This window comes from Mesorhizobium sp. B2-8-5 (assembly GCF_006440675.2).
Lineage (GTDB): Bacteria > Pseudomonadota > Alphaproteobacteria > Rhizobiales > Rhizobiaceae > Mesorhizobium.
On sequence record NZ_CP083951.1, the window covers coordinates 5,723,643 to 5,744,970 of the forward strand.

The 21,328-nt window shown below is 65.1% G+C and carries 26 protein-coding genes; 11 read left to right on the forward strand and 15 right to left on the reverse strand.

All coding sequences use genetic code 11. The features are described from left to right. Positions 1 to 170: 170 nt before the first annotated feature. From FJ430_RS28325 to FJ430_RS28350, 6 genes are all read right to left on the reverse strand, one after another. Positions 171 to 1,946 (reverse strand): tetratricopeptide repeat protein, encoded by a 1,776-nt coding sequence (locus FJ430_RS28325; protein WP_140705226.1) that lies wholly within the window; start codon positions 1,944 to 1,946, stop codon positions 171 to 173. A 111-nt stretch (positions 1,947 to 2,057) separates the two neighbouring features. Continuing rightward, on the reverse strand, positions 2,058 to 2,210 hold the full coding sequence (locus FJ430_RS28330; RefSeq protein ID WP_181175343.1) for a hypothetical protein: 153 nt from the start codon (positions 2,208 to 2,210) through the stop codon (positions 2,058 to 2,060). A 43-nt stretch (positions 2,211 to 2,253) separates the two neighbouring features. After that, on the reverse strand, positions 2,254 to 2,670 hold the full coding sequence (locus FJ430_RS28335) for a DUF1284 domain-containing protein (protein ID WP_140705224.1): 417 nt from the start codon (positions 2,668 to 2,670) through the stop codon (positions 2,254 to 2,256). After that, positions 2,667 to 3,275 carry a biotin transporter BioY gene (locus FJ430_RS28340; protein WP_140705222.1) on the reverse strand — a complete coding sequence of 203 codons (609 nt, stop codon included), beginning with the start codon at positions 3,273 to 3,275 and terminating at the stop codon, positions 2,667 to 2,669. The genes FJ430_RS28335 and FJ430_RS28340 overlap by 4 nt, the downstream gene beginning before the upstream one ends. A 195-nt stretch (positions 3,276 to 3,470) precedes the next feature. Then, the gene (locus FJ430_RS28345) at positions 3,471 to 4,136 is read right to left on the reverse strand and encodes a GntR family transcriptional regulator (RefSeq protein ID WP_140705220.1); all 666 of its coding nucleotides are present in this window, start codon (positions 4,134 to 4,136) and stop codon (positions 3,471 to 3,473) included. Between the two features lie 107 nt (positions 4,137 to 4,243). After that, complete coding sequence (locus FJ430_RS28350) at positions 4,244 to 5,257, reverse strand: polyprenyl synthetase family protein (RefSeq protein ID WP_140705218.1); 1,014 nt, start codon at positions 5,255 to 5,257, stop codon at positions 4,244 to 4,246. A 178-nt stretch (positions 5,258 to 5,435) separates the two neighbouring features. Between FJ430_RS28350 and FJ430_RS28355 the strand changes: the two genes are divergently transcribed. From FJ430_RS28355 to FJ430_RS28390, 8 genes are all read left to right on the forward strand, one after another. Beyond that, a complete protein-coding gene (locus tag FJ430_RS28355) occupies positions 5,436 to 5,660 on the forward strand; it encodes a DUF2007 domain-containing protein (RefSeq protein WP_027164594.1) in 225 nt (74 codons plus the stop codon). After that, positions 5,660 to 6,457 carry a tRNA1(Val) (adenine(37)-N6)-methyltransferase gene (locus FJ430_RS28360; protein ID WP_181175342.1) on the forward strand — a complete coding sequence of 266 codons (798 nt, stop codon included), beginning with the start codon at positions 5,660 to 5,662 and terminating at the stop codon, positions 6,455 to 6,457. Before FJ430_RS28355 ends, FJ430_RS28360 begins: the two co-directional genes overlap by 1 nt. A gap of 3 nt (positions 6,458 to 6,460) precedes the next feature. Then, entirely contained in the window at positions 6,461 to 6,697 is a 237-nt protein-coding gene (locus tag FJ430_RS28365; protein ID WP_140659460.1) for a hypothetical protein, read from the forward strand. Continuing rightward, on the forward strand, positions 6,694 to 7,551 hold the full coding sequence (locus FJ430_RS28370) for a S49 family peptidase (protein ID WP_140659461.1): 858 nt from the start codon (positions 6,694 to 6,696) through the stop codon (positions 7,549 to 7,551). The genes FJ430_RS28365 and FJ430_RS28370 overlap by 4 nt, the downstream gene beginning before the upstream one ends. 84 nt (positions 7,552 to 7,635) lie before the next feature. Continuing rightward, the gene (locus FJ430_RS28375; protein ID WP_027164591.1) at positions 7,636 to 7,821 is read left to right on the forward strand and encodes a membrane protein; all 186 of its coding nucleotides are present in this window, start codon (positions 7,636 to 7,638) and stop codon (positions 7,819 to 7,821) included. Positions 7,822 to 7,843: 22 nt separating this feature from the next. Beyond that, the gene (locus FJ430_RS28380; protein WP_140705216.1) at positions 7,844 to 8,740 is read left to right on the forward strand and encodes a 4-(cytidine 5'-diphospho)-2-C-methyl-D-erythritol kinase; all 897 of its coding nucleotides are present in this window, start codon (positions 7,844 to 7,846) and stop codon (positions 8,738 to 8,740) included. After that, on the forward strand, positions 8,727 to 9,284 hold the full coding sequence (gene moaB / locus FJ430_RS28385) for a molybdenum cofactor biosynthesis protein B (protein ID WP_140705214.1): 558 nt from the start codon (positions 8,727 to 8,729) through the stop codon (positions 9,282 to 9,284). The genes FJ430_RS28380 and moaB overlap by 14 nt, the downstream gene beginning before the upstream one ends. Before the next feature lie 124 nt (positions 9,285 to 9,408). Beyond that, positions 9,409 to 9,834 carry a GFA family protein gene (locus tag FJ430_RS28390; RefSeq protein ID WP_140705212.1) on the forward strand — a complete coding sequence of 142 codons (426 nt, stop codon included), beginning with the start codon at positions 9,409 to 9,411 and terminating at the stop codon, positions 9,832 to 9,834. A gap of 48 nt (positions 9,835 to 9,882) precedes the next feature. Here FJ430_RS28390 and FJ430_RS28395 read toward each other — a convergent pair whose 3' ends face one another. Further along, entirely contained in the window at positions 9,883 to 10,386 is a 504-nt protein-coding gene (locus FJ430_RS28395; RefSeq protein WP_140705210.1) for a glycosyltransferase, read from the reverse strand. Positions 10,387 to 10,535: 149 nt separating this feature from the next. Here FJ430_RS28395 and FJ430_RS28400 point away from each other — a divergent pair, with 149 nt between their 5' ends. Further along, on the forward strand, positions 10,536 to 11,690 hold the full coding sequence (locus tag FJ430_RS28400; protein ID WP_140705208.1) for a PA0069 family radical SAM protein: 1,155 nt from the start codon (positions 10,536 to 10,538) through the stop codon (positions 11,688 to 11,690). Between the two features lie 196 nt (positions 11,691 to 11,886). Continuing rightward, a complete protein-coding gene (locus tag FJ430_RS28405) occupies positions 11,887 to 12,582 on the forward strand; it encodes a ribonuclease HII (protein ID WP_140705206.1) in 696 nt (231 codons plus the stop codon). A 447-nt stretch (positions 12,583 to 13,029) separates the two neighbouring features. On the opposite strand, the gene FJ430_RS28410 is transcribed toward FJ430_RS28405, so the two are convergent. The 7 genes from FJ430_RS28410 to FJ430_RS28440 all read right to left on the reverse strand — a co-directional run bounded on the left by FJ430_RS28410 (position 13,030) and on the right by FJ430_RS28440 (position 18,597). Then, entirely contained in the window at positions 13,030 to 13,521 is a 492-nt protein-coding gene (locus FJ430_RS28410) for a F0F1 ATP synthase subunit B (RefSeq protein WP_140659467.1), read from the reverse strand. Between the two features lie 12 nt (positions 13,522 to 13,533). Then, on the reverse strand, positions 13,534 to 14,115 hold the full coding sequence (locus FJ430_RS28415) for a F0F1 ATP synthase subunit B (protein WP_140705204.1): 582 nt from the start codon (positions 14,113 to 14,115) through the stop codon (positions 13,534 to 13,536). A 61-nt stretch (positions 14,116 to 14,176) separates the two neighbouring features. Then, positions 14,177 to 14,401, reverse strand: a complete 225-nt coding sequence (locus tag FJ430_RS28420) for a F0F1 ATP synthase subunit C (protein WP_027164582.1) — start codon at positions 14,399 to 14,401, stop codon at positions 14,177 to 14,179. Positions 14,402 to 14,476: 75 nt separating this feature from the next. After that, positions 14,477 to 15,238, reverse strand: a complete 762-nt coding sequence (locus tag FJ430_RS28425) for a F0F1 ATP synthase subunit A (RefSeq protein WP_140645064.1) — start codon at positions 15,236 to 15,238, stop codon at positions 14,477 to 14,479. A gap of 66 nt (positions 15,239 to 15,304) precedes the next feature. Next, positions 15,305 to 15,697: an AtpZ/AtpI family protein gene (locus tag FJ430_RS28430; protein ID WP_140645065.1), complete on the reverse strand. Its 393-nt coding sequence runs from the start codon at positions 15,695 to 15,697 to the stop codon at positions 15,305 to 15,307. A 289-nt stretch (positions 15,698 to 15,986) separates the two neighbouring features. Further along, the gene (locus FJ430_RS28435) at positions 15,987 to 17,168 is read right to left on the reverse strand and encodes a cell wall hydrolase (RefSeq protein WP_140705202.1); all 1,182 of its coding nucleotides are present in this window, start codon (positions 17,166 to 17,168) and stop codon (positions 15,987 to 15,989) included. A 151-nt stretch (positions 17,169 to 17,319) separates the two neighbouring features. Further along, on the reverse strand, positions 17,320 to 18,597 hold the full coding sequence (locus FJ430_RS28440) for an MFS transporter (RefSeq protein WP_140705200.1): 1,278 nt from the start codon (positions 18,595 to 18,597) through the stop codon (positions 17,320 to 17,322). A gap of 115 nt (positions 18,598 to 18,712) precedes the next feature. Between FJ430_RS28440 and FJ430_RS28445 the strand changes: the two genes are divergently transcribed. Beyond that, a complete protein-coding gene (locus FJ430_RS28445; protein ID WP_140705198.1) occupies positions 18,713 to 19,633 on the forward strand; it encodes a LysR substrate-binding domain-containing protein in 921 nt (306 codons plus the stop codon). Positions 19,634 to 19,891: 258 nt separating this feature from the next. Here the strand turns inward: FJ430_RS28445 and der are convergent, their stop codons facing one another. Continuing rightward, complete coding sequence (der, locus tag FJ430_RS28450) at positions 19,892 to 21,322, reverse strand: ribosome biogenesis GTPase Der (RefSeq protein ID WP_140705195.1); 1,431 nt, start codon at positions 21,320 to 21,322, stop codon at positions 19,892 to 19,894. Positions 21,323 to 21,328 lie beyond the last annotated feature (6 nt).

Consider the following 21,328-nt stretch of genomic DNA (forward strand, 5'->3'; position numbering starts at 1 on the left):
GGGTCTGCGCGCGTCGCTTCGCTCCTTGCTCCGCCAGTGGATGACGACAGAGTGGCCGTTTCGGCCAATCTCCAAAGCATGCCACCTGCCAACGCCTAAGCTCGGCAGACGCCGAGCTAAACGAAAACGGGGCTCGACGGGCCCCGTTTTCTTGAACGCTGGCGAGCGGGCTAGCCTTTCGGCGCGGGCGTCGGCTCCGGCTTCACCTTCGGGGTTTCCTGCGCGGTGTTGGATTCGATCGGCGGCAGGCCCTTGAGCAGCTTCTGTTGCAGGGTGGCGAGCACATCCGGATCCGGCTTCAGGTCACGCGCCTGGGTCCACTGATAGGTGGCCTCGAGCTTGCGGCCGACGCGCCAGTAGGCGTCGCCGAGATGGTCGTTGAGGACCGGATCCTCGGGCTTCAGCGAGACGGCGCGCTCCATCTCGCGCACGGCGTCGTCGAAGCGACCCATGCGGAAATAGGCCCAACCAAGCGAATCGACGATGTAGCCGTCGTTGGGCCGCAGATCCACGGCCTTCTGGATCATCGCCAGGCCATCCTTGAGGTTCATGTTCATGTCGACCCAGGAATAGCCGAGATAGTTCATGACCTGCGGCTGGTCGGGCTGCAGTTCCAGCGCCTTGCGGAAGTTCGGTTCCGCCTTCGGCCATTCCTTCAGCCGCTCATAAGCGATGCCGCGCTGGTAGAAGATGTTCCAGTTGGCGGCGGTCGGCGTCTTCAGCTGCTCGACGGCCTTGTCGTAGAGATTGGCGGCCGAGCGGAAATCTTCCTTCGAGCCATAGACGCCGCCAAGCGCCAGATAGGCGCGCATGTCCTCCGGATGCTTGTCGAGATAGGCCTTGAGGTGGGAAATCGCTTCGTCGTGCTTGTCGAGATCGGCAAGGTTGAGGCCGATCTGCAGGTCGGAGAGCTCTTTGAGCGGCGAGGACGCCGGAATACGGCGGTATAGCGCGACCGCGCCTTCGCCGTCCTTGAGCTGCTCGGCAACGGCGGCAAGCTGCACCAGGGCCGCGTCGCTGTCGGGCTTCAGCGCCAGCGCATATTGCAAATAGAGGCGCACGAAAGGCTCGCCGCCGCCGCGGTTGAGCGCGGTGGCAAGGTCGAGCAGGATTTCGGACGCGCCGTCGGCCGGGCCGGCCACCAGCGGCTCGATCTTGTCGCCCTTGGCGATGCGGTCGCGCAGCGTGGTGATTTCGAGCTTGCCCGGCGCGAAGGCCTCGGCCTGGTTCAACACCGCCAGCGCCTTCGACTTGTCGCCCTTGCGGACGAGGAAGGAGGCATAGGCCTGCGCATTGCGCATCCAGGTTTCGGGCGCGGAGCCGCCGGCCGTGGTGTCGGCCAGGGTGGCGGCGTAGAGTTCATCGGCCTTGTCGTTCAGGCCGGCGGCGTCGGCGATCAGCGCGCGGTGGAACGATTTGAACAGGCCGAACCAGTCCGGGCCCTTGAGCTTGTCAACGGAATCCATGGCCTCGGACGCGTTGCCGGCGCCTTCCTTGGCCCAGCCGTCCATCACGCCGGAAAGCAGCCGGTCGAGATCGGATTCGAGCGAGAGCTTCAACCAGTACTGCGCCTTGGCGTAGTCCTTCTTGTGGAAGGAATCGATGGCCAACGCGAGGCGCGAGAAGCGCTCGACATCCGGCACTTCCTTCAGCTTGTCTGCGTAGACCAGCGATTCCTCGAAGCGGCCTTGCGCGACCAGAGCCAGCATCAGGCTCTGCTGCAGATCCTTGTCATCCGGCGCGAAGGCCAGCGCCTGCTTGTAATAAGCGATCGCATCATCGAGGTCGTTGTCGCTTTCAGCGATATGAGCCGCGAGATACGCGCCCGAGAAGGACGTGATCTGGAGCGGTTGGGCATCTTGCTTGGCTTGGACCGGCAGCACCCAAAGCGCCACACCGGTCAAAAATGCCAGCCTCGTCAGCCAGCGCGCACGTCCTTGCCGCATCGTATCCCTTTCAGCCAGATGCGATCCCGCCCTTGGAGGACCGCCCACAGACTCGATCTTTTCGGGTCAAAGCATGGCCTTTTTGGGGTCGGGCTTCAATCGCCAAGCGAATCACAATGCAATCATCCGGCTTAAAAAACGATGCCGCGCCACCGAAAATCCCGCGCGGAGGCCCGGGACGACCATATGCCGGCATCGGGCTGCCTGGATCAGGATGACGTTGCGTTGAATCGCCATCCTGATCCAGTTCTTTTGTTGGAGCATGATCTTTTCCGAAAAACCGCGGCTCACTTTTCGGGATCATGCTCTAAAGACGCGTGTCGCTGAATCCGCCGGCGGCAACCGCGTCGCACAGGCCGGACCATTCGCAGCCGGAGCACGCCTGGCGCGTCAGGCCGGCGGAAAAAGCCTTGCGCATCCCTGCCAGACTGGAGGCGTCCAGCATGAAACGGTCGCCGTCTTCGATCGGCCGGCCGAGGAAAGCCCCCACGTCGCGCGCGGCGAGCCCGTCCCGCTCAGCGGCGCTTTGGCGCAGGCAATGCGGCTCCGGCTCGCCGAGCAGCGGTGAGCAGATGTCGTCCGGACCGGAAACGATCACCACCCCCTCGCCCTCGCCTAGCCGCTTCACCACCTTGTCGTAGTTGGCGGTGAAGGCGGGCGAATAGCCCTTGCCGACATAGGTCAGCAGGCAGAGCAGGTGATGGGCGCGCAGCCTGACGGTCATCGCGTCCCGGACGAGCGGTCGCGCTGTTCCGCCCGATAGGTGGAAAAGAGCTTCAGCGTCGCCGCGCCCAGCGCCGACTTGAGCAAGCCGCCGACGATGAAGGGCAGGAAGCCGAAGGTGATGGCCTTCTCTGCGCCGATCATGACGGCGAGCCAGGCGGTGCCGAGAATCAGGCAAAGCAGGTTGCCGATGAGCATGGCGGCGAAGGCGAGCACGACGCGATTGCCGTTCCAGCCGCGTTCGGCCAGCCAGCCGACAACGGCGCCGACGACCGGGAAGGCGAAGAGATAGCCGCCGGTCGGGCCGACGAAATGTTGTATCCCGGCCGCTCCGCCCGCCAGCACCGGAAACCCTGCCGCGCCTTCGACCAGCCAGGCGGCAATGGTGAGCGCACCGAAGCGCCAGCCATAAAGCGCGCCGACCAGCGTGACGGCGAAAGTCTGCATGGTCACCGGCACCGGCACCATCGGCACCTCGATATAGGAGGACAGCGCCAGGAACAGCGAACCGAGAATGACGGCGCCGATCTGCCAGGCGAGCGAACGGCTGTGCAGCCGCAGTGGGCTGAAGGAGGGTTTTTGGGCCGAAACGGCTGCGTTGGTCACGATGTCTTCCTTGGCTTGTGTGAAATTATAGATAATTTTTGAACTTCATCTATTATTGAATCCATATTTTGAAACGAATGGCAAGCGCCTGCCCTCGAACTCGTCATTCCAGGGCGGAGCAAGGGAGCGAAGCGACGCGCGCAGACCCCGGAATGACGAAGCTGAGCGGCCTCGGCCCATCGCCAATCACCGAACCTACCCCACGATGGCGAAGGCGTCTCGCGTTCTGCCGGAGGCGGTCTTGACCGGCTTTTGGCCGATCCATTGCACGTGCCGCCCGAGGGTCGCTGCGGCCGATTCGGTGTTGCCTTGTCTCAGCGCGCTCAGGATCGCGCGGTGATCCTGGTCGGTGCGGATTTCCCATTCCGAGCGCCAGGCCGCGAACAGGAAGCGCGCGCTCGCCGCATGCAGGTCGTCGATGGTGGAGAGCAGGCGCGGCATGTTGCAGGGCGCCAGGATCAGCCGGTGGAAGGTGCGATTGGCCTCTTCCCAGGAGCGCACGTCGCCGGACTTGTCGCCGGCCTTGGTCGCCTCCTCGGCCAGGTCGAGGATCGACGCCGTCAGATGCGGCGCGGCATGGCGCAGCGCCAGCACTTCGAGCGCGGCCCGCATCTCGGCCACTTCCCTGACCTCGCCGAGATCGAAAGAAGCGACGCGCACGCCGCGGCGCGGCTCGCTGATCGCCAAGCCTTGCGCCTCAAGGCGGCGAAAAGCCTCGCGCACCGGGACATGGCTGGTGCCGAATTCCTCCGCGACATGATCCTGGCGCAGCCGCGAGCCGGGCTCGATGGCGCCCGAAATGATGCGGTCCGCCAGTTCCTTGCTGATGCGGACGGCGATTGTGTCTTCTGTGCTGGCCATATTTTATAGATAATTTGCCGGACCGCCCTTTGTCGAGACGGCCGGCGCGCGATTCACAGGCGCCCTGCCCGGCGGATGCCAGGCAAGTCCCGAGAAGACAGACCGGCTCAGTTGACGCGGCTGATGCAGAAATCGATGACGTCGATCAGCGCCGACTTCTGCGGCGTCGCTTCCAGCGGCGCCAGCGCGTCGCGGGCGATCTCGCCGAAATGGCGGGCGCGGCCGATCGTGTCGGCGATGGCGCCGTGGCGGGTCATCAGGCCGATCGCCTTTTCGAGCCCGGCATCGTCGGCGACATTGTCCTCGATGGCGCGCTTCCAGAAGGTGCGCTCGGCCTTGGTGCCGCGCCGGTAGGCGAGGATCACCGGCAGCGTCACCTTGCCCTCGCGGAAATCGTCGCCGACATTCTTGCCGAGATCCTTGCTCGAGCCGCCATAATCCAGCGCGTCGTCGATGAGCTGGAAGGCCAGGCCGAGATTCATGCCGTATGAGCGAAGTGCGGCGCGATCGGTGCGCGAGGCCTGGGCGATGACCGGCCCGACTTCCGCCGCAGCCGAAAACAGCGCCGCTGTCTTGGCCTTGATGACGGCGAAATGCTCATCCTCGGTGGTCTCGAGGTTTTTCGCGGCGGCGAGCTGCATGACCTCGCCTTCGGCGATGATGGAGGCCGCGGCCGACAGGATGTCCAGCGCCTCCAGCGAACCGACATCGACCATCATGCGAAACGCCTGGCCGAGCAGGAAATCGCCGACGAGCACGCTCGCCTGGTTGCCCCAGATCATGCGCGCCGTCTTCTTGCCGCGGCGCAGCGCGCTCTCGTCGACCACGTCGTCATGCAGAAGCGTCGCGGTGTGCATGAACTCGACCGCCGTGGCGAGCTTGACATGGCCTTCGCCGGAATAGCCGAACATCTGCGCGGCGGCGAGCGTGAGCATGGGCCGCAGCCGCTTGCCGCCGGACGAGATCAGGTGGTTGGCGATCTCCGGGATCATCTCGACGTCGGAGCCGGCCTTGGACAGGATCAGCTCGTTGACCCGCCCCATGTCGGCCGCCGTCAGATCGATCAAATCCTTGATGGAAGCGGGTTCCCGCTTGCCTTCGATGTTGAGAACGACACCCACCACGACAACTCCCGTCTCTTCAACGCGCACGAGTTAACGCGCACGACGGCACCCTTAATCCCGCTCCGACTCTAGGGCGGCACAACCGGGCACGGCAAGAGGCGAATTGGCGCGGCTTCGCCGACGGTGTGTCTATCCGCACGTTTACAGGAACGCCGCAACCTGCGACTTTCGTTCCATGATCGAGCTTGTCCGCACCAACGATGCCGTCGTGATCTCCTTTGTCGAATCGCTGATGCGCGACGCCGGCATCGCCTGTTTCGTCGCCGACCAGAATATGAGCGTGCTCGACGGCTCGCTCGGCATCCTGCCGCGGCGGGTGATGGTCGATGCCGAGAAGGTCGATGCGGCGCGCCGCATCCTCAAGGATGCCGGCATCGAGAACGAGATCCGCAAAAAATAATGGCAGCCAACACCGCCCCCGTCCCGGATACGCCGGCGCACACGGTCGATGCCTTCCACCGCGGGCGCTTCTGGCTGGTGCAGCCAAGCCGGGGCGGTCATCGCGCCGGCATGGACGCCATGATGCTGGCGGCGGCCGTGCCGTCCGGCTTTTCCGGCCGGCTCGCCGATTTCGGCGCGGGCGCCGGCGCGGCGGCCCTTGCCGTGCTGTCGCGCTGCCCGGCGGCGCAGGCAGTGCTTGTCGAACGCTCGGCCGAAATGGCCGGGTTCGCCGCCGCCACGCTTTCGCATCCCGGCAATGCGCATCTCGGCGACCGCGCTTCGGTGCTGGCGGCCGACGTCACGCTGGCCGGCCGGGCGCGTGCTGAAGCCGGCCTTGCCGACAACCAGTTCGATTTCGTTATCATGAACCCGCCGTTCAACGCCGCCGAGGATCGCGCCACCCCCAACGCGCTGCGCAGGGAGGCGCATGTTGTGGAGGACGGGCTGTTCGAGCGCTGGATCAGGAGCGCCGCCGCCGTCGCCAGGCCGCGCGGCGGCCTGGCCGTCATCGCCCGGCCCGAGCAATTGGTCGCCATCCTCGATGCGATCGAGGGGCGCTTCGGCGACGCCGAGATGCTGTGCGTGCATCCGCGGCCGGACGCGGCGGCGATTCGCATCGTCGTCAGGGCGGTGCTCGGCGCGCGTGGAAAACTGTCGATCCGCCCGCCGCTCACCTTGCACGGACCATCGGGCAACGCGCCGGCGGAGCGGACGGAAATGATCAATAACGGCCTGGCATCGCTGTTCGGCGATTGATCCTTGAAGCGCGTCGCGTTGAAATGGATTCTAGCGACGCGCTTCAGGTTTTGTTTTATGCATGTCTTTTTCGCAAAACCGCTGCACACTTTTGCGCGACATGCACTGGCTGGCGATGCGGCATTGCCGTTGGCCAGCGAATTCCTACATGCCCAAAGCAAGCTGACGCCCGTGAAACAGACCAACCGACCTGATCTCATCTTGCTGCTTTGCAAATCGACCGGAGACATTCCTTCGTGAAACGCCTCTTCAACCGCCTGCTGCCGAAATCCTGGCGCTCGACAGCCGTCACCATTCCGGTCATCCGGCTGCAAGGCGCCATCATGGCGGGCGGCGGCCAATTCCGGCCGAGCCTGTCCCTCGCCTCGACGGCCGGCGTCATCGAAAAGGCATTCAGCTTCGATGCGCCGGCGGTTGCCATCTCGATCAATTCGCCGGGCGGCTCACCGGTGCAGTCGCGGCTGATCTTCAAGCGCATCCGCGACCTGGCGGTGGAAAAGGACAAGAAGGTGCTGGTCTTCGTCGAGGACGTGGCGGCTTCCGGCGGCTACATGATCGCGATTGCCGGCGACGAGATCTTCGCCGACCCGTCGTCGATCGTCGGCTCGATCGGCGTGGTCTCGGCCTCGTTCGGTTTCCCCGAGTTGATGAAGAAGATCGGCGTCGAGCGGCGTGTCCACACCGCCGGGCAGAACAAGGCCGTGCTCGATCCGTTCAAACCGGAAAAGAAGGAAGACGTCGAGCGGCTGAAGGCACTGCAGCTCGACGTGCACGAGACCTTCATCGACCTCGTCAAGGAGCGGCGCGGCAGCAAGCTGAAGGACGACCCGGACCTGTTCACCGGCCTGTTCTGGACCGCCAAGCGAGGCCTCGAGCTCGGCCTTGTCGATGCGCTGGGCGATATGCGCGGTGTGCTCAGGACGCGTTTCGGCGACAAGACGCAGCTCAAGCTGATCACCGCGCCGCGCGGGCTTTTCGGCCGATTTGGCCTGTTTGGCTCGCGTGTTTCGGCGCCGGATATCGCGGCGGCCGCCGCCAGCGGCGTCCTCGATGCGGCGGAAGAGCGCGCGCTATGGGCGCGCTTCGGGCTTTGAAAAAGCCATGAATGCGGCTAGCATGGCGGCTTGACCGACCCATTCGACCGGCCTTGCCGCGAGGACGCGGGAGGAGTTTTAGAGATGCCGCAGATCATTTTCTTCGCCGTTGTCGGCGCCGCCGCTTACTTTGGTTACCGCGCTTTCGTGCGCGAGGCCGAGCGCGTGACGGCAAAAATCCGGCGGACCGAGAAACAGGCGGCGAACGGCACGATGGGCACACTGGTCAAGGATCCCAAGACCGGCGAATACCGTCTCGCCAAGGACTGATCCCATCTCGCCAGCAGCCAACATTCTCGAGCCCGGCGCAGAGGTCCGGACATGGCTTGCGCCGGCCAAGATCAACCTGGCGCTGCATGTCACCGGACGGCGCGCCGACGGCTACCATCTCATCGACAGCCTTGCCGTCTTCACCCGCTTCGGCGACCGGCTCGAGATCGAGCCGGCGGAGCACGACGAGTTCTCGGTATCCGGCCGTTATGCCGCCGGCCTGCCGCTCGACGGCGACAATCTGGTGGTCAGAGCGCGCGATGCCTTGCGCCGGGAAGCGGGCATGCAACAGGGATCACCCGTCGCCATCCGACTGGAGAAGAACCTGCCGATCGCTTCCGGCGTCGGCGGCGGCTCGAGCGACGCGGCGGCGGCGCTCAACGGCCTTGCGCGGCTCTGGAAGCTCGATATCGACGACATTTCGCTGGCGCGGATCGGGCTTTCGCTCGGCGCCGACCTGCCGATGTGCCTGACGTCAAAACCGCTGGTCGCGCGCGGCATCGGCGACGACCTGTCGCCGCTGCTTGCATTTCCGGCGCTTGGCCTGGTCCTGGTCAATCCGGGCGTCGCCGTCTTGACGCCGGACGTGTTCAAGGCGCTGTCCAGCCGCGACAACGAGGCGCTGCCGCCGCTGCCGAAGCGCCTCGACTTCCACGCCGTCCGCAACTGGCTCGAGACGACGCGCAACGACCTCGAACCTGCCGCCCGCTCGATCCAGCCGGCGATCGGCGAGGCGCTCAAGGCGCTCAAGCGCGCCGACGCAGCTTTCGTGCGCATGTCCGGCTCGGGCGCCACGTGTTTCGGCCTGTTCGAGACCGGCAATGTCGCCAAGCGCGCGGCGATCGAGATCCGCGCGCGCCATCCCGATTGGTTCGTCGCCGCGACGCGCAGCATGGAGGTGACCGATGGCGAAGCTTGACGAGAGCCGGCCCTTCATCCCGGTGCGCATCGCCGTGCTGACCGTGTCCGATACGCGTAGCCTTGCCGACGACAAGTCCGGCCAGACGCTGGCCGACCGCATCACGGAAGCCGGCCATACGCTTGCCGCCCGCGACATCGTCACCGACGACCGCGAAAAGATCCGCGACAAGGTTCTCGGCTGGTCGAAGGACGAAAACATCGATGTCGTCATCACCACCGGCGGCACCGGCTTCACCGGCCGCGACGTGACGCCGGAAGCGCTGGAGCCGATTTTCGAAAAGCGCATGGACGGCTTTTCGGAAGTCTTCCACCGCATCTCCTATGACAAGATCGGCACTTCGACGATCCAGAGCCGGGCGACAGGCGGCGTCGTCAACGCCACCTTCGTCTTCGTGCTGCCGGGCTCGCCCGGCGCCTGCAAGGACGCCTGGGACGGCATCATCAAGGCGCAGCTCGACTACCGGCACATGCCCTGCAACTTCGTCGAGATCATGCCGCGGCTGGACGAGCATCTCAGGCGCGGCGGCAAGACTGGTGCATAACTAAAGGCAAAGCATCCCGACCGGCATCCGGTTTGCAGGTGGAGTGGCGCTCTCGCCTACGAGCAGCCATTCCGAAGCCGCGACCGGCAAAGTACCTTGTGCTGCGAACAAGGGACAATCTGCCATGACCGTTCACAGCGGCGGATGCCATTGCGGCAACATCCGCCTGAGCTTCTCCACCGCGCTCGATCCGGCCGGACTGGAAATTCGCGCCTGCCAGTGCTCGTTCTGCACCCGGCATGGCTCGCGCGCGGCCGCCGATCCGAACGGACGCCTGAGCATCTCAGTCGAAGACAGGGCACGGCTGCAGGTCTACCGCTTCGGCCTGCGCACCGCCGACTATCTCGTCTGCCGCGAGTGCGGCGTCTATGTCGCGGCAATCGCCGGAGACGGTGACGACGCCACGGCGGTCGTCATTGTCAACGCGCTTGACGATCACGAGTTGTTCTCCCGCCAGCCGGTCGCCGTTCGGTTCGATGCCGAAACGCGCGAGCAACGTGTCGCCAGGCGCCGCAGGGCCTGGATGCCCGTCGAAATCAGAGGGACCTGACTGGGCAGGGACAGCGCTTCTTCCTTCTCCCACAAGGGGGAGCCTGCATCACTTCGGCGGAGCCACCCAGATTTCGGCGTTCAGCCTTCTGGCGGCAAGGCCGCGCGCCAGGGCCTCGGCGCCTCGCGCGCTCTTTGCCAAGGCCGAGGCCTGACGCTTGCTGATGACAAGACCCTCGGCCAGCGCGCGGTTGCCCGAAAAGACGCGGGCCAGGAAAGGCGCTCGGCCGGCCCGGGCGCGTGAAAACCGCGCCGGCATGGTTTGCTTCGCCGCGTGCGCCACCACCTCGTCGATCCATCCGTCGGCAAGCCGCGCGCCGGGTTCCAGAAAAAGCAGCCAATCGCCCTTGGCCTGGCCGATGCCGGCGCCGATGCCGCCGGCCACATAATGGCAGCCGGCATGTTCGGCCACCCGATGCGTCTGGTCGGTCGAGCCCTGATCGCAGACGATCACGTCGCGCACCACGCCCTCGACCGCGCCGCCGACCAGTGAGGCGAGCGTACGGGCAAGACCCTCTTCGTCGTTGCGGGTTTCGATGAGAACGCTGAGCATCCTTAGCCGAATAGCGGAAAGCCGCGGCTTGCGCCAGTTACGGCTTTCCGCCGAAAAAGTTCTTGCTTTGTTCTCTTCGGTAAAATAGGAATAGTTTCATGAACAGAGCGATTCGACAGCCTGCCGACAGTCCCTGGGAGAGGGCGAAAATGGAACAGATCGTCCGCGCCGACATTGCTGCTTTCGGAGCAGGCAGGGCCGAGATGGCAAACGCGATGATCGAACAGAGCGGCATGCGCGTGCGGCCCGACCGCAATCGCGGCCGCTCGGCCGGCATCAACCCGTCCGGCCGGTTCGAGCCGGTCAGCCGCCATGTGTTCGACGACGGCTGGAACTCGCTGGAGGAACTGCCGCCGTTCAAGACGGAAGTGCAGGTCGAGAAGCCGCGCACGATCATCACCCGCAACGAGTCGCCGGACATCTCCTTCGACCGTTCGATCAATCCCTATCGCGGCTGCGAGCATGGCTGCGTCTACTGCTTCGCCAGGCCGACGCATGCCTTCATGGGCCTGTCGCCGGGGCTCGATTTCGAATCGAAGCTTTTCGCCAAGCCGGATGCCGCGCGCATGCTGGACAGGGAATTGTCCAAGCCCGGCTACCAGCCGCGCACGATCGCCATCGGCACCAACACCGATCCCTACCAGCCGATCGAGAAGCAATACCGCATCATGCGCGAGATCCTGGAAGTGCTGGAGGCGCGCGGCCATCCGGTCGGCATCGTCACCAAGTCGGCGCTGGTGACGCGCGACATCGACATTCTGTCGCGCATGGCCGAGCGCGGCCTTGCCAAGGTGGCGCTGTCGGTGACGACGCTTGACCGCATGCTAGCGAGAACCATGGAACCCCGCGCGTCGACGCCGACGAAACGGCTGGAGGCGATCAGGCAGCTTTCTGATGCCCGCATTCCGGCATCGGTGATGGTGGCGCCGATCGTTCCGGGCCTCAACGATCCGGAGATGGAACGCATCCTCGATTCGGCCAGAGCCGCCGGTGCAAGGGAGGCGGGATACGTCATCCTGCGCCTGCCGCTCGAAGTGGCGCCGATCTTCAAGGATTGGCTGCTGCGCCACTATCCCGACCGCTACCGGCATGTGATGTCGCTGATCCGCTCGATGCGCGACGGCAAGGATTACGATTCCGAATGGGGCAAGCGCATGAAGGGCGCCGGTCCCTATGCCTGGCAGATCGGCCGGCGTTTCGAGATCGCCGCCAAGCGGCTCGGCCTCAATGTCGAGCGGCGGCAGCTTCGCACCGACCAATTCGTCGCAGGTTCGGGCGCCGGCGAACAGCTGATGCTGCTTTAACCTCAGCGCCGGCCATGACGGGCCGGCGCTAAGCAATTCCAGGCAAAGCGATTTTCCGTCTGGAATTGTCATCCTTTTCAAGAATCCCGTCCGGCCACTGTCCCCCGGCCGCGAGACGGTGCCTTCCCGGTCCGACGCCCCATCCGACCCGGAAGGACTTGCGGAGAATCGGAGCCGATGCGAACCTCGCCGCACCATGGCTCGCGCGCGTTCCGATTCTCCGCTTCTCTTTGAAATGGTCGAGAAGCCCGACTTCTCGATCGAGACGAAGGCGATGGCCGACGGGCTGTGGCCAGTCGCCGGCATGGACGAGGCAGGGCGCGGTCCGCTGGCCGGACCGGTGGTGGCCGCCGCGGTGGTGCTCAACCCCGCCAATATCCCGGAAGGCCTCGACGATTCCAAACGCCTCACCCATTTGCAGCGCGAGGCGCTGTTCCTGAAGATTCTGGGGTCGGCGCTCAGCGTCTCGATGGCCTCGATCAGCGCCGAAGGCATCGACAACAGCAACATCCTGAAAGCCAGCCTCGAAGCGATGCGCCGCGCCGCCGCCGGCCTGTCGTTGCAGCCGAAGCTCGCTTTGGCCGACGGCCGCGACATTCCGCCGGGTCTCGCCTGCGAAGGCCGGGCGCTCATCAAGGGCGACCAGCGCTCGCAATCGATCGCCGCAGCCTCGATCGTCGCCAAGGTGATGCGCGACCGCATGATGTGCGGCTGCGGCGGACACCACGAACATTACGGCTTCGAGGTGCATATGGGCTACGCGACGGTCCGGCACCGGACCGCGATCGAGATGCATGGGCCAGTGGCAAGGCTGCACCGGGCCTCGTTCGCGCCGTTCAGGCTGGGCGGGGCGGAGGTGGTTGAGGAAGAGAGCTTGGCCGGGCTGGAGTAGTTGGCTAATCTCCCTCAATGTGGTTGCGGCTTGCGGACATCCTCTGTCACTGGCGTGACTGATCGGCGCAGGCTTGATTGCCACGTGGTTCCCCAATCCGTCGCTGCTTCGCAGCGCCACCTTTCCCCCCTCCGCAAGGAAAGGAAGGGTGCCTTGCTGGACGGGCGTTGACGGCAAAAAGCTGGCGCCTTCCTCTACCCCGTCGATCGGGGGAGAGGTGGCTCGGCGAAGCCGAGACGGAGTGGGGGTCGACCAGCGCTACATTAAACAATGCATGCGCCAAGCTGCCATGCACGCTATCGCCACAGACCAGCTGCTCGGAAATGTGTGCATGCCGTAGCCGCTTGTGGGGGAGATTGGCAGCTTCGGCGCCACGCTCCCTTTCAAACAACAAAAAAGCCGCCGGGTTGGCCAGGCGGCTTTTGATTTCGAAGCTTCGACGCAAGCTTAGTTCAGCTTGGCCTTGACGTCATCCAGCGCCGACTTGAACAGGTCCGCGCCTGCCTTGACGTCAACCTTGGCGGCGAGCAGCGCGCGGGCGGCCTCGACGGCGATGTCGACGGCCGAGGCGCGCACTTCGCTGACGGCCTCGCGCTCGGCCTGGCTGATCTTCTGCTCGGCAAGCGCGGTACGCCGGGCGACATAGTCCTCGGTCTTCTTGGCCGCTTCGGAAGCAAGCAGCTCAGCCTCGCGCTTGGCGGCGGCGACGATGTCGGCGGCCTCCTTCTCGGCTTCCCTGCGCTTCTGCTGATACTGGCCGAGCAGTTGCTGGGCCTCTTCACGAAGCTTGCGCGCTTCCTCGAGCTCGCCGCTGATCTTGGCCGCGCGGGCGTCGAGCGACTTGGCGAGCATGCCCGGCACCCTCAGGTAGACGACAGCGCCCAAGAAGATGAGCATCGCAATGGTTGCCCAAAGCGTGGCGAGTGATGTGGCGTCCATGATCCTCGCTCCTCACCGGCTCGCGGATTTGACCGCGGCCGCGATCTCGGATTTGTCGGTCTTGCCGCCGACAAGCGCCTCGACGATGGCCGACGTGGTGTCCTCGGCGATCGTGCCGACTTCCTTCATCGCCTTGGCCTTGATCGAGGCGATGCTCGCCTCGGCCTCGCCAAGCTTCTTCTCGAGCTCGGCCTCGAGCTTCTTGCGCGTACCGTCGGCTTGCGCCTTGGCGGCGTCGTTCGCCTGCTGGCCGATCTTGTTGGCATTGGCCTTGGCCTCCGCCAGTTCCTGCTCATAGGCGGCAACCGCGGCGTCCGCCTCACCCTTCAGCCTTGCGGCATGGTCGAGATCCTGGGTGATGCGGTCGTTGCGGACATCGATGATGCCGCCAAGACGCGGCATCACAACCCGCTTCAGGAACAGGTAGAAGACCCCGAAGGTGATGACCAGCCACAGGATCTGCGACGGGAAGGTCTTGGCATCGAACGGCGGGAACGTTTCATGCTCCGCGGCAGGCACGGCGGTGCCTGCATGCGTATCGCCCTCGGCCGCGGCCGGCGCTGCTTCTTGCGCATAGGCAGATGTCACGAACATCTCATTCCCCTGTCCCTAGAACGGGGCCGCACCATGCGGCCCCTTTCGTCAGCTCTGGCTCTTACTTGAAGACCAGGAGCAGAGCGATCAGGAGCGAGAAGATGCCCAGAGCTTCGGTCACGGCGAAGCCGAAGATCAGGCGGCCGAACTGGCCGTCGGCAGCCGACGGGTTGCGGAGCGCACCCGAGAGGTAGCTGCCGAATATGTTGCCGAGGCCGATGCCCGCGCCGCCCATGCCGATGCAGGCGATACCAGCGCCGATAGCAGCTGCTGCAGTTGCGTCCATTTCAAAACTCCTGTGGTTTCTCTATTCGTTGCAGTTGGTACGTTGGGTAAGCTGGCGCCGGGGCGCCGGTGAAAATCAGTGGCTCGGATGCAGCGCGTCGTTCAGATACATGCAGGTCAGCACCGCGAACACATAGGCCTGCAGGAAGGCGACCAGCAGTTCGAGCGCGGAGAGTGCAACGGCCATGGCAAGCGGCAGCACCGAGCCGGCGATACCGACGGCGCCGAACGCGCTCAGGCTGACGACGAAGCCCGAGAACACTTTGAGCGTGATGTGGCCGGCCAGCATGTTGGCGAAAAGACGAACCGAGAGGCTGACCGGGCGCGAGACGAAGGAGATGATTTCGATCGCCACCACCAGCGGCAGAAGGTAGCCCGGCACGCCCTGCGGCACGAACAGCTTGAGGAAGCCGAAGCCGTGCTTGGCGAAGCCGTAGACGAGGACCGTGCCGATGACCAGGATTGCCAGCGTGAAGGTGACGATGATGTGGCTGGTGACGGTGAAGAAATAAGGAAACAGACCGATCAGGTTGGCGACCAGCACGAACATGAACAGCGAGAACACCAGCGGGAAGAACTGCATGCCCTGCTTGCCGGCGGCGTCGCGCAGCATGTTGCCGACGAATTCGTAAGCCATCTCGGACACCGACTGCAGGCGGCCCGGAATGAGCGCGCGGCTGGCCGTGCTCATGTAGAGGAAGGCCGACGCCAGCACGATCGTCACGACCATGAACAGGGAGGAGTTGGTGAAAGAGACGTCGTAGCCGCCGATATGCAGCGGGATGATCGGATGGATCTGGAACTGGTGGATCGGATCGACCTTGTCAGCAGCAGCCACTTTAAATCCCCGTCAAAGCCACAACCGGCTTTTTAAGTTCACTTCGGCGCCCTGCGGCGCCCCACTTCATTCTTTCGGCTCGCGCGGCTTGCCGCCCTGGCCGAATTCGGATGCAAGTCCCGCCGAGCGCAGGACATTGAGTATACCAGCGCCAAAGCCCAGCAACAGGCCGACGATCAGACCCCAGGGCGCTGTTCCCGCCAGGCGGTCGATGATCCAGCCCAAGCCGACACCAACCACCACTCCGGCGATGAACTCGCTGGACAGCTTCAGCGCCTGACCGTAACCGGTCGCAGCTCTCGCTTCGTCTTTCCCCTCGAACCGGTCCGTGCGTCTCGTCGCAAGCGATGCTTCAAGACTACGCCGGCGGCGCTCAAGTTCGTCGTCGCGGATGGTGGCTTCTGGCTGCCTGCCGCGGCCGGTTTCTCCGGTTCCGTCTGGCCCGGTTTTGTCGGCCATCGCAACCCCCCTGCCCGGGCAGACGATTGCCGTCCGTCCGCTTCTAAAGTCGCCGGCAACATAGTTAGAGGGTCCGCCCCCGTCAAGCCACGGACCGAACTTCCAAGCGATGTATTTTTTGTAGTTAAATCAATGATTTATCGAGGTGCGACATCGTGCCCTTCACGGCCGCGTGAGGACTCGGCGCGAATCCGCGCAACAAGGCGCGTCCGCCGAGGCATTGCCGGGCGTCGAAGGAAGGATAGCCGGGGCGGTGGTTAAGGCGGCTCAGATCGAGCCGCCAGCCGGCTCAGCTCCAGCCGCCGCCATAGGTGCGGTAGAAGATATGCAGGCCGATCCTGGTCATCTTGTGCATGGCTCGCGCCCAGCCCGGATGGACGTAATTGGCGTAGTAATGCGTCGACGAGCCGACCTCGGGAATGAAGATCTTACCGGCGGTCACTGCCATGGCGACCTCCTGGGCGGTCTTGTAGGAAGCCTGGTCGGTGATGGTCTTCTTCCTGCCGTCGCAGGCAAAGGAGAACTGGCAGCGGTTGAACCAGTTGTCGTTCTGGTAGACGACGCCGCAGATCGTCTTGGGATAGGCGGGATTGCGGACGCGGTTGAGGATCACCTGGGCGACCGCCGCCTGGCCGCGCACGGGCTCGCTGCGCGCTTCGAAATAGATGCCCTTGGCGAGGCACGCCTGTTCTGGCTGGGAGAAGACGCTTGCCGGCAGCGGGTTCTGGATCCACGAATGGTCGCCCTTGCCCATCGGCGGGATGAAGCGGCCATCGTTCGGATCGTCCTGCAGCAGCGCCTCGAAGGGCGAGGCCTTGGCATAGTCGGGCGCGGACTGGGCATAGGCGGTGGCGAGGATATCCGGCTTGTCGTTGTTGACGAGGGCGACAAGTGCCGCCGGCAGCGCCGGATCCGGCTTCTTGTCCTCGCGAAGATGGAAGGCCTGGGCGATCTGGACTTCCTTGCCCTTGATGCCGGGCTTGGCGAAGGTGAGCTTCAGCCCGCTGTCCATGCTCGGGCGAAGCAGCGAGGAGGTGCGCTCGAAGATCGAGCCGGCGCTGAAATTCTTGGGCGGCGCGACCGGTGCCACCTTGACCAAACGGCCCTTCTTGTCGGCGCGCATGACGCGGTCTTCGTCGGGCGTGGCGCCTGCGACATTGCCCTTGCCGCGAAAGGCCACCGTGCCGACGCCCGGCAGATCGACGCCGGAACCGGAGAGCGAGCCGGTGGTGAGGGAATCGACAAACGGCATTTCGGCGGCATGCACCGAGCCGGCGGCGGATTTCTCGATATAGGCGTTCCAGCGGGTGTCGGACGATTCCAGGCCGGAGATCAGGCTTGCCATATCCTGATAGGCGACGGCCGACGGAAAGCCGATCCAAATGCCGAGCCCGAGCACCAAAGGAGGAAGAAAGGAACGTTTTTTCGCAACGGCGGCGGCGGCAAGCCGCAATGAAACGCGTCGATGCACTGAACTCTCCAGAACGCTACTGACCCCGGAGAGTCAAAATGAAGCATTAACCTTGATGTGGGGTTAACGACATCGATCGTGTTCTTTTCATGTTTGAGCGAAGCCGGCTTGCCGTTTCCGCGGCAAGCCGGCGAGGAATCAGACTGGTGAATCAGGCCGGACGCAGGAAGATCGGCCAGGCGGCCGCCGCGCAGATCGCGGCCGCGAGCCACACGCCCGGCCATGCGAAGAACACCAACAGCCACGGAATGGCGATCGGCACCACGCAGAAACCGACGAACACAAAGCTGTTGGCCAGGCTGAGCGCGGTGCCGACATGGCAGGCACCGGCAAGCGTGGCAAGTTCGGTATAGGCGACGCCATGCCAGGCGGAGACGGATATGCCGGCAACGATGACCATCAGCGGGAGCAGCGGCACCAGCGACGGTGCTCCGGCGGCGCCGATCACCAACAGCCAAAGCACCAGGAATGCCAGCGTGCTCAACGCGCTGCAGAGTTTCAGGAACGGCCGGCGGTTGCCGTGCCGGTCGGTGAAGCGCCCGCTCCAGATACGCATCACCATTGCGCCGGTCTGCACGGCGGCGAGGCTGGCGCTGGTCACAAAGGTGCCCATGCCGGCGAAGTCGTGCAGGAAGACCGAGGCGAAGGTCAGCACCGCGACCTGCGGGAAGCAGAGCAGGCCGATGGCGGTCGAGATGCGCCATACCTCGATGTTGCGCAAGGGTGCCGGGCCGCTTGTCGCGGCGGCGGCGCGGCCGCCGCTTGCCACCGGCGGCTCGTGCAGCCAGCGCCAGGCAAACCAGGCCGACAGAGCGGAGACGGCCGCAAGCAGGCCGAAGACCGCGGTGAAGCCCAAGGCCAGCGCCAGGGACGGCAGGACGAGCGCGCCCAGCCCGCCGCCAAGCGGCACCGCCGTCTGCCGGATGCTCATGGCGAAGCCGCGCTCGCCCTCGCCGAACCAGCCCATGATGGCGCGGCCGCTGGAGCCGTTGACGCTGCCGCCGAGCAGGCCGGCGACGAGCAGGCTTGCCGACAGCAGCGCGACGCCTGGAATGGCCGTTTTTGTCGGCACGACAAGCATGGCCATGATGAGAAGCCACGCGGCTGTCGCGCCAAGTCCGGTCAGGAGCACGCGGCGGTCGCCCCAGCGATCGGTGAGCACGCCCCAGGGCAACTCGCTGAGCGCCACGCCGAGGCCGAGCAGCCCAAGCGCCAAACCCAGCGCGGCATTGTCGAGGTGATAGCCCTGGCGCATCGCCACCGCGGTCGCCGGGATGCCGGAGAAGGTGGCGGAGAAGCCGGCATTGGCGGCGACGCCGATGCCCAGCACCTTCCAGCGATGATTGGGACCGAAGGCGCGGCGAGCAGGGTTGCCGGCACTTTCTCCCGCGGGCGGCTGGCAGTCGTTTCGTGTGGCGATGGCGGACATGGTTCCATTCCCGAGACGGCCGGCTGACGGCTTGACGGACGGGATGTAGCGCCATAGCTTTATCCGTAAAATCAGGAAGTTTTTGATCAACAATCCTGAAAATCAGGACAATGTCATGCGCCGCGTCACTTTCGACCTCGACGTCCTCAGGACCTTCGTCACCGGCATGGAGCTGGGCAGCTTCGCCAAGGCGGCCGAGCGGCTGGGACGCTCGACGTCCGCGGTCAGCGCGCAATTGAAAAAGCTCGAAGAACAGGCGGACACGCCGGTCTTCCGCAAGGCGGGGCGCGGCCTGGCGCTGACCGAAGCCGGCGAGACGATGCTTGGCTATGCGCGGCGGCTGATCGAGCTCAACGACGAGGCGGCCTCCGCCATCCGAGACATCGAACTGGAAGGCTGGGTGCGACTCGGCCTGCAGGAGGATTTCGGCGAGGCCGTGCTGCCGGACGTGCTCGGCCGCTTCGCCCGCGCCCATCCCAAGGTCCGCATCGAAGCGCGGATCGGGCGCAGCCACGACCTGGCCGAGCGCGTCCTGTCAGGCAATCTCGACATCGCGCTCGCCTGGCATGACGGCATGACGCTGCCCTACAGCCGCCATGTCGCCGACGTGCAGGCGCGCTGGATCGGTCCGGCAATGCCGATCGAGGCCGGTCCGCGCAAGGGCGAGCCGCTGCCGCTGGTGGTGTTCGAGGCGCCGTGCCTGCTCAGAACCGTGGCGACCGAAACGCTCGACCGCGCCGGCATGCCCTGGCGCATGGCCTTTTCCAGCCCTAGTCTCGGCGGCATCTGGGCGGCGGTGGCGGCGGGTCTCGGCCTGACGATCCGCACCGATATCGGCCTGCCCGCCAATGTCAGGGCGATCGCACCAGGGATTCTGGGACTTCCCGCCCTGCCGACGATGGCGCTGCATCTGCACCAGAAGGACGCCGAGCTCGATCCGGTGGCGGCGCGGCTGGCCGAGATATTGCTGCAGGCGGCGATGGAGACGTTGCCTGAGGGGGCGCGAACCCGCGATGGGTTGCGAGAGGTCGCTTAGCTTTTTCGGACAGGTAGTGCTGCGGATCGAAGTATCCGGCGTCGCGTTCCGTCACACCCCCCTCTGTCCTGCCGGACATCTCCCCGCAAGGGGGGAGATCAGACGTCACGCAGACTTTCGCTACTCTCCCACGTTGCAGGATCGGCGGCGCGCCGAAGCTGCCAATCTCCCCCCTTGCGGGGGAGATGCCCGGCAGGGCAGAGGGGGGTGCTGTCCCGCCAGCATTGTGAGGATTTTACCCGCGACGGAGAATAGACCTCACCGCTTCTTCGCGCGCCCCGCAAACGGATTGTCCGACGTGCGCAGCGCCATGCGGATCGGCACGCCCGGCATGTCGAAGGCCTCGCGCAGGCTGTTGGTCAGGTAGCGGACGTAGGATTGCGGCATCGCGTCCGGCCGCGAGCAGGAGACGACGAAGCCCGGCGGGCGGGTCTTGGCCTGGGTGACATACTTGATCTTCAGGCGGCGGCCGGCGACGGCGGGCGGCGGGTGATGCGCGAGGATGCCTTCCAGCCAGCGGTTGAGCTTGCCGGTCGAGACGCGGCTGTTCCACACCTTGTGCGTCTTGATGACGCTTTCCATCAGCTTGTCGAGGCCGCGCCCGGTCTCGGCCGAGACCGTCACCGCCTGGATGCCGCGCACCTGCGGCAAGAGCCGCTCGGTCTTCTCGCGCAGTTCTGCTAGCAATTCCTGCGGATTGTCGATCAGGTCCCATTTGTTGAAGGCGATCACCGGCGCCCTGCCCTCGCGGGTGATCAGGTCCGCGATCTGCAGGTCCTGCTTCTCGAAGGGAATCGTGGCGTCGAGGACGATGATGACGATCTCGGCAAAACGGATGGCGCGCAGGCCGTCCTGCACCGAGAGCACTTCCAGCTTTTCATGGATCCTGGACTTGCGGCGCATGCCGGCGGTGTCGAACAGCTTTATGCGGCGGCCGCGCCAGTCCCAGTCGACCGAGATCGAATCCCGCGTGATGCCGGCTTCCGGACCGGTCAACAGCCGCTCCTCGCCGATCAGCGCGTTGATCAGCGTCGACTTGCCGGCGTTCGGGCGGCCGACGACGGCGATGCGCAGCGGCTTGGTATCGTCATAGGATGCTTCAGCGTCCGGGTCGGCGATGTCCTCGCCGATCAGCACTTCGCTCGCGGCGATCTCGTCGCTGCCGTCTTCCTCATCGTCGCCGAAGGCGCGCTCCTCGCCAAGCGCCGCAATCACCGCGTCGCGCAGGTCGGGCATGCCCTGGCCGTGCTCGGCCGAAACCGGGATCGGCTCGCCGAGGCCGAGTTCCCAGGCCTCCAGCATGCCTCCTTGAGCGCCGCGCGCCTCGGCCTTGTTGGCGACGAGCACGACCGGCTTGCCGGATTTGCGCACGACGTCGGCGAAGGTGCGGTCGTCGGGCAGCAGGCCGGACTTGGCATCGATGGTGAAGAAGATGAGGTCGGCTTCGCGGATGGCGATTTCGGTCTGCTGGCGCATGCGGCCGGGCAGCGTCGATGCGGCGGCATCCTCGAAGCCGGCGGTATCGATGACGTCGAAGTGAAGGTCGTAGAGCTTGGCGGCGTGGACGCGGCGGTCGCGCGTGACGCCCGGCGTGTCGTCGACAAGCGCCAGCTTCTTTCCGACCAGCCGATTGAAAAGAGTCGATTTGCCGACGTTAGGCCGGCCGATGATGGCGACTTTGAAGCCCATCCAGGA

What these genes read in the sequence shown, in the direction of transcription:
- FJ430_RS28445 (WP_140705198.1), top strand. Translation starts at nt 18,713, where the DNA reads ATGCGCCGCGTCACTTTCGACCTCGACGTCCTCAGGACCTTCGTCACC.
- FJ430_RS28405 (WP_140705206.1), top strand. Translation starts at nt 11,887, where the DNA reads ATGGCTCGCGCGCGTTCCGATTCTCCGCTTCTCTTTGAAATGGTCGAG.
- FJ430_RS28330 (WP_181175343.1), bottom strand. Translation starts at nt 2,210, where the DNA reads ATGCTCCAACAAAAGAACTGGATCAGGATGGCGATTCAACGCAACGTC.
- FJ430_RS28375 (WP_027164591.1), top strand. Translation starts at nt 7,636, where the DNA reads ATGCCGCAGATCATTTTCTTCGCCGTTGTCGGCGCCGCCGCTTACTTT.
- FJ430_RS28345 (WP_140705220.1), bottom strand. Translation starts at nt 4,136, where the DNA reads ATGGCCAGCACAGAAGACACAATCGCCGTCCGCATCAGCAAGGAACTG.
- FJ430_RS28440 (WP_140705200.1), bottom strand. Translation starts at nt 18,597, where the DNA reads ATGTCCGCCATCGCCACACGAAACGACTGCCAGCCGCCCGCGGGAGAA.
- FJ430_RS28360 (WP_181175342.1), top strand. Translation starts at nt 5,660, where the DNA reads ATGGCAGCCAACACCGCCCCCGTCCCGGATACGCCGGCGCACACGGTC.
- FJ430_RS28430 (WP_140645065.1), bottom strand. Translation starts at nt 15,697, where the DNA reads ATGGCCGACAAAACCGGGCCAGACGGAACCGGAGAAACCGGCCGCGGC.
- FJ430_RS28420 (WP_027164582.1), bottom strand. Translation starts at nt 14,401, where the DNA reads ATGGACGCAACTGCAGCAGCTGCTATCGGCGCTGGTATCGCCTGCATC.
- moaB (WP_140705214.1), top strand. Translation starts at nt 8,727, where the DNA reads ATGGCGAAGCTTGACGAGAGCCGGCCCTTCATCCCGGTGCGCATCGCC.
- FJ430_RS28355 (WP_027164594.1), top strand. Translation starts at nt 5,436, where the DNA reads ATGATCGAGCTTGTCCGCACCAACGATGCCGTCGTGATCTCCTTTGTC.
- FJ430_RS28395 (WP_140705210.1), bottom strand. Translation starts at nt 10,386, where the DNA reads ATGCTCAGCGTTCTCATCGAAACCCGCAACGACGAAGAGGGTCTTGCC.
- FJ430_RS28410 (WP_140659467.1), bottom strand. Translation starts at nt 13,521, where the DNA reads ATGGACGCCACATCACTCGCCACGCTTTGGGCAACCATTGCGATGCTC.
- FJ430_RS28415 (WP_140705204.1), bottom strand. Translation starts at nt 14,115, where the DNA reads ATGTTCGTGACATCTGCCTATGCGCAAGAAGCAGCGCCGGCCGCGGCC.
- FJ430_RS28390 (WP_140705212.1), top strand. Translation starts at nt 9,409, where the DNA reads ATGACCGTTCACAGCGGCGGATGCCATTGCGGCAACATCCGCCTGAGC.
- FJ430_RS28335 (WP_140705224.1), bottom strand. Translation starts at nt 2,670, where the DNA reads ATGACCGTCAGGCTGCGCGCCCATCACCTGCTCTGCCTGCTGACCTAT.
- FJ430_RS28325 (WP_140705226.1), bottom strand. Translation starts at nt 1,946, where the DNA reads ATGCGGCAAGGACGTGCGCGCTGGCTGACGAGGCTGGCATTTTTGACC.
- FJ430_RS28400 (WP_140705208.1), top strand. Translation starts at nt 10,536, where the DNA reads ATGGAACAGATCGTCCGCGCCGACATTGCTGCTTTCGGAGCAGGCAGG.
- der (WP_140705195.1), bottom strand. Translation starts at nt 21,322, where the DNA reads ATGGGCTTCAAAGTCGCCATCATCGGCCGGCCTAACGTCGGCAAATCG.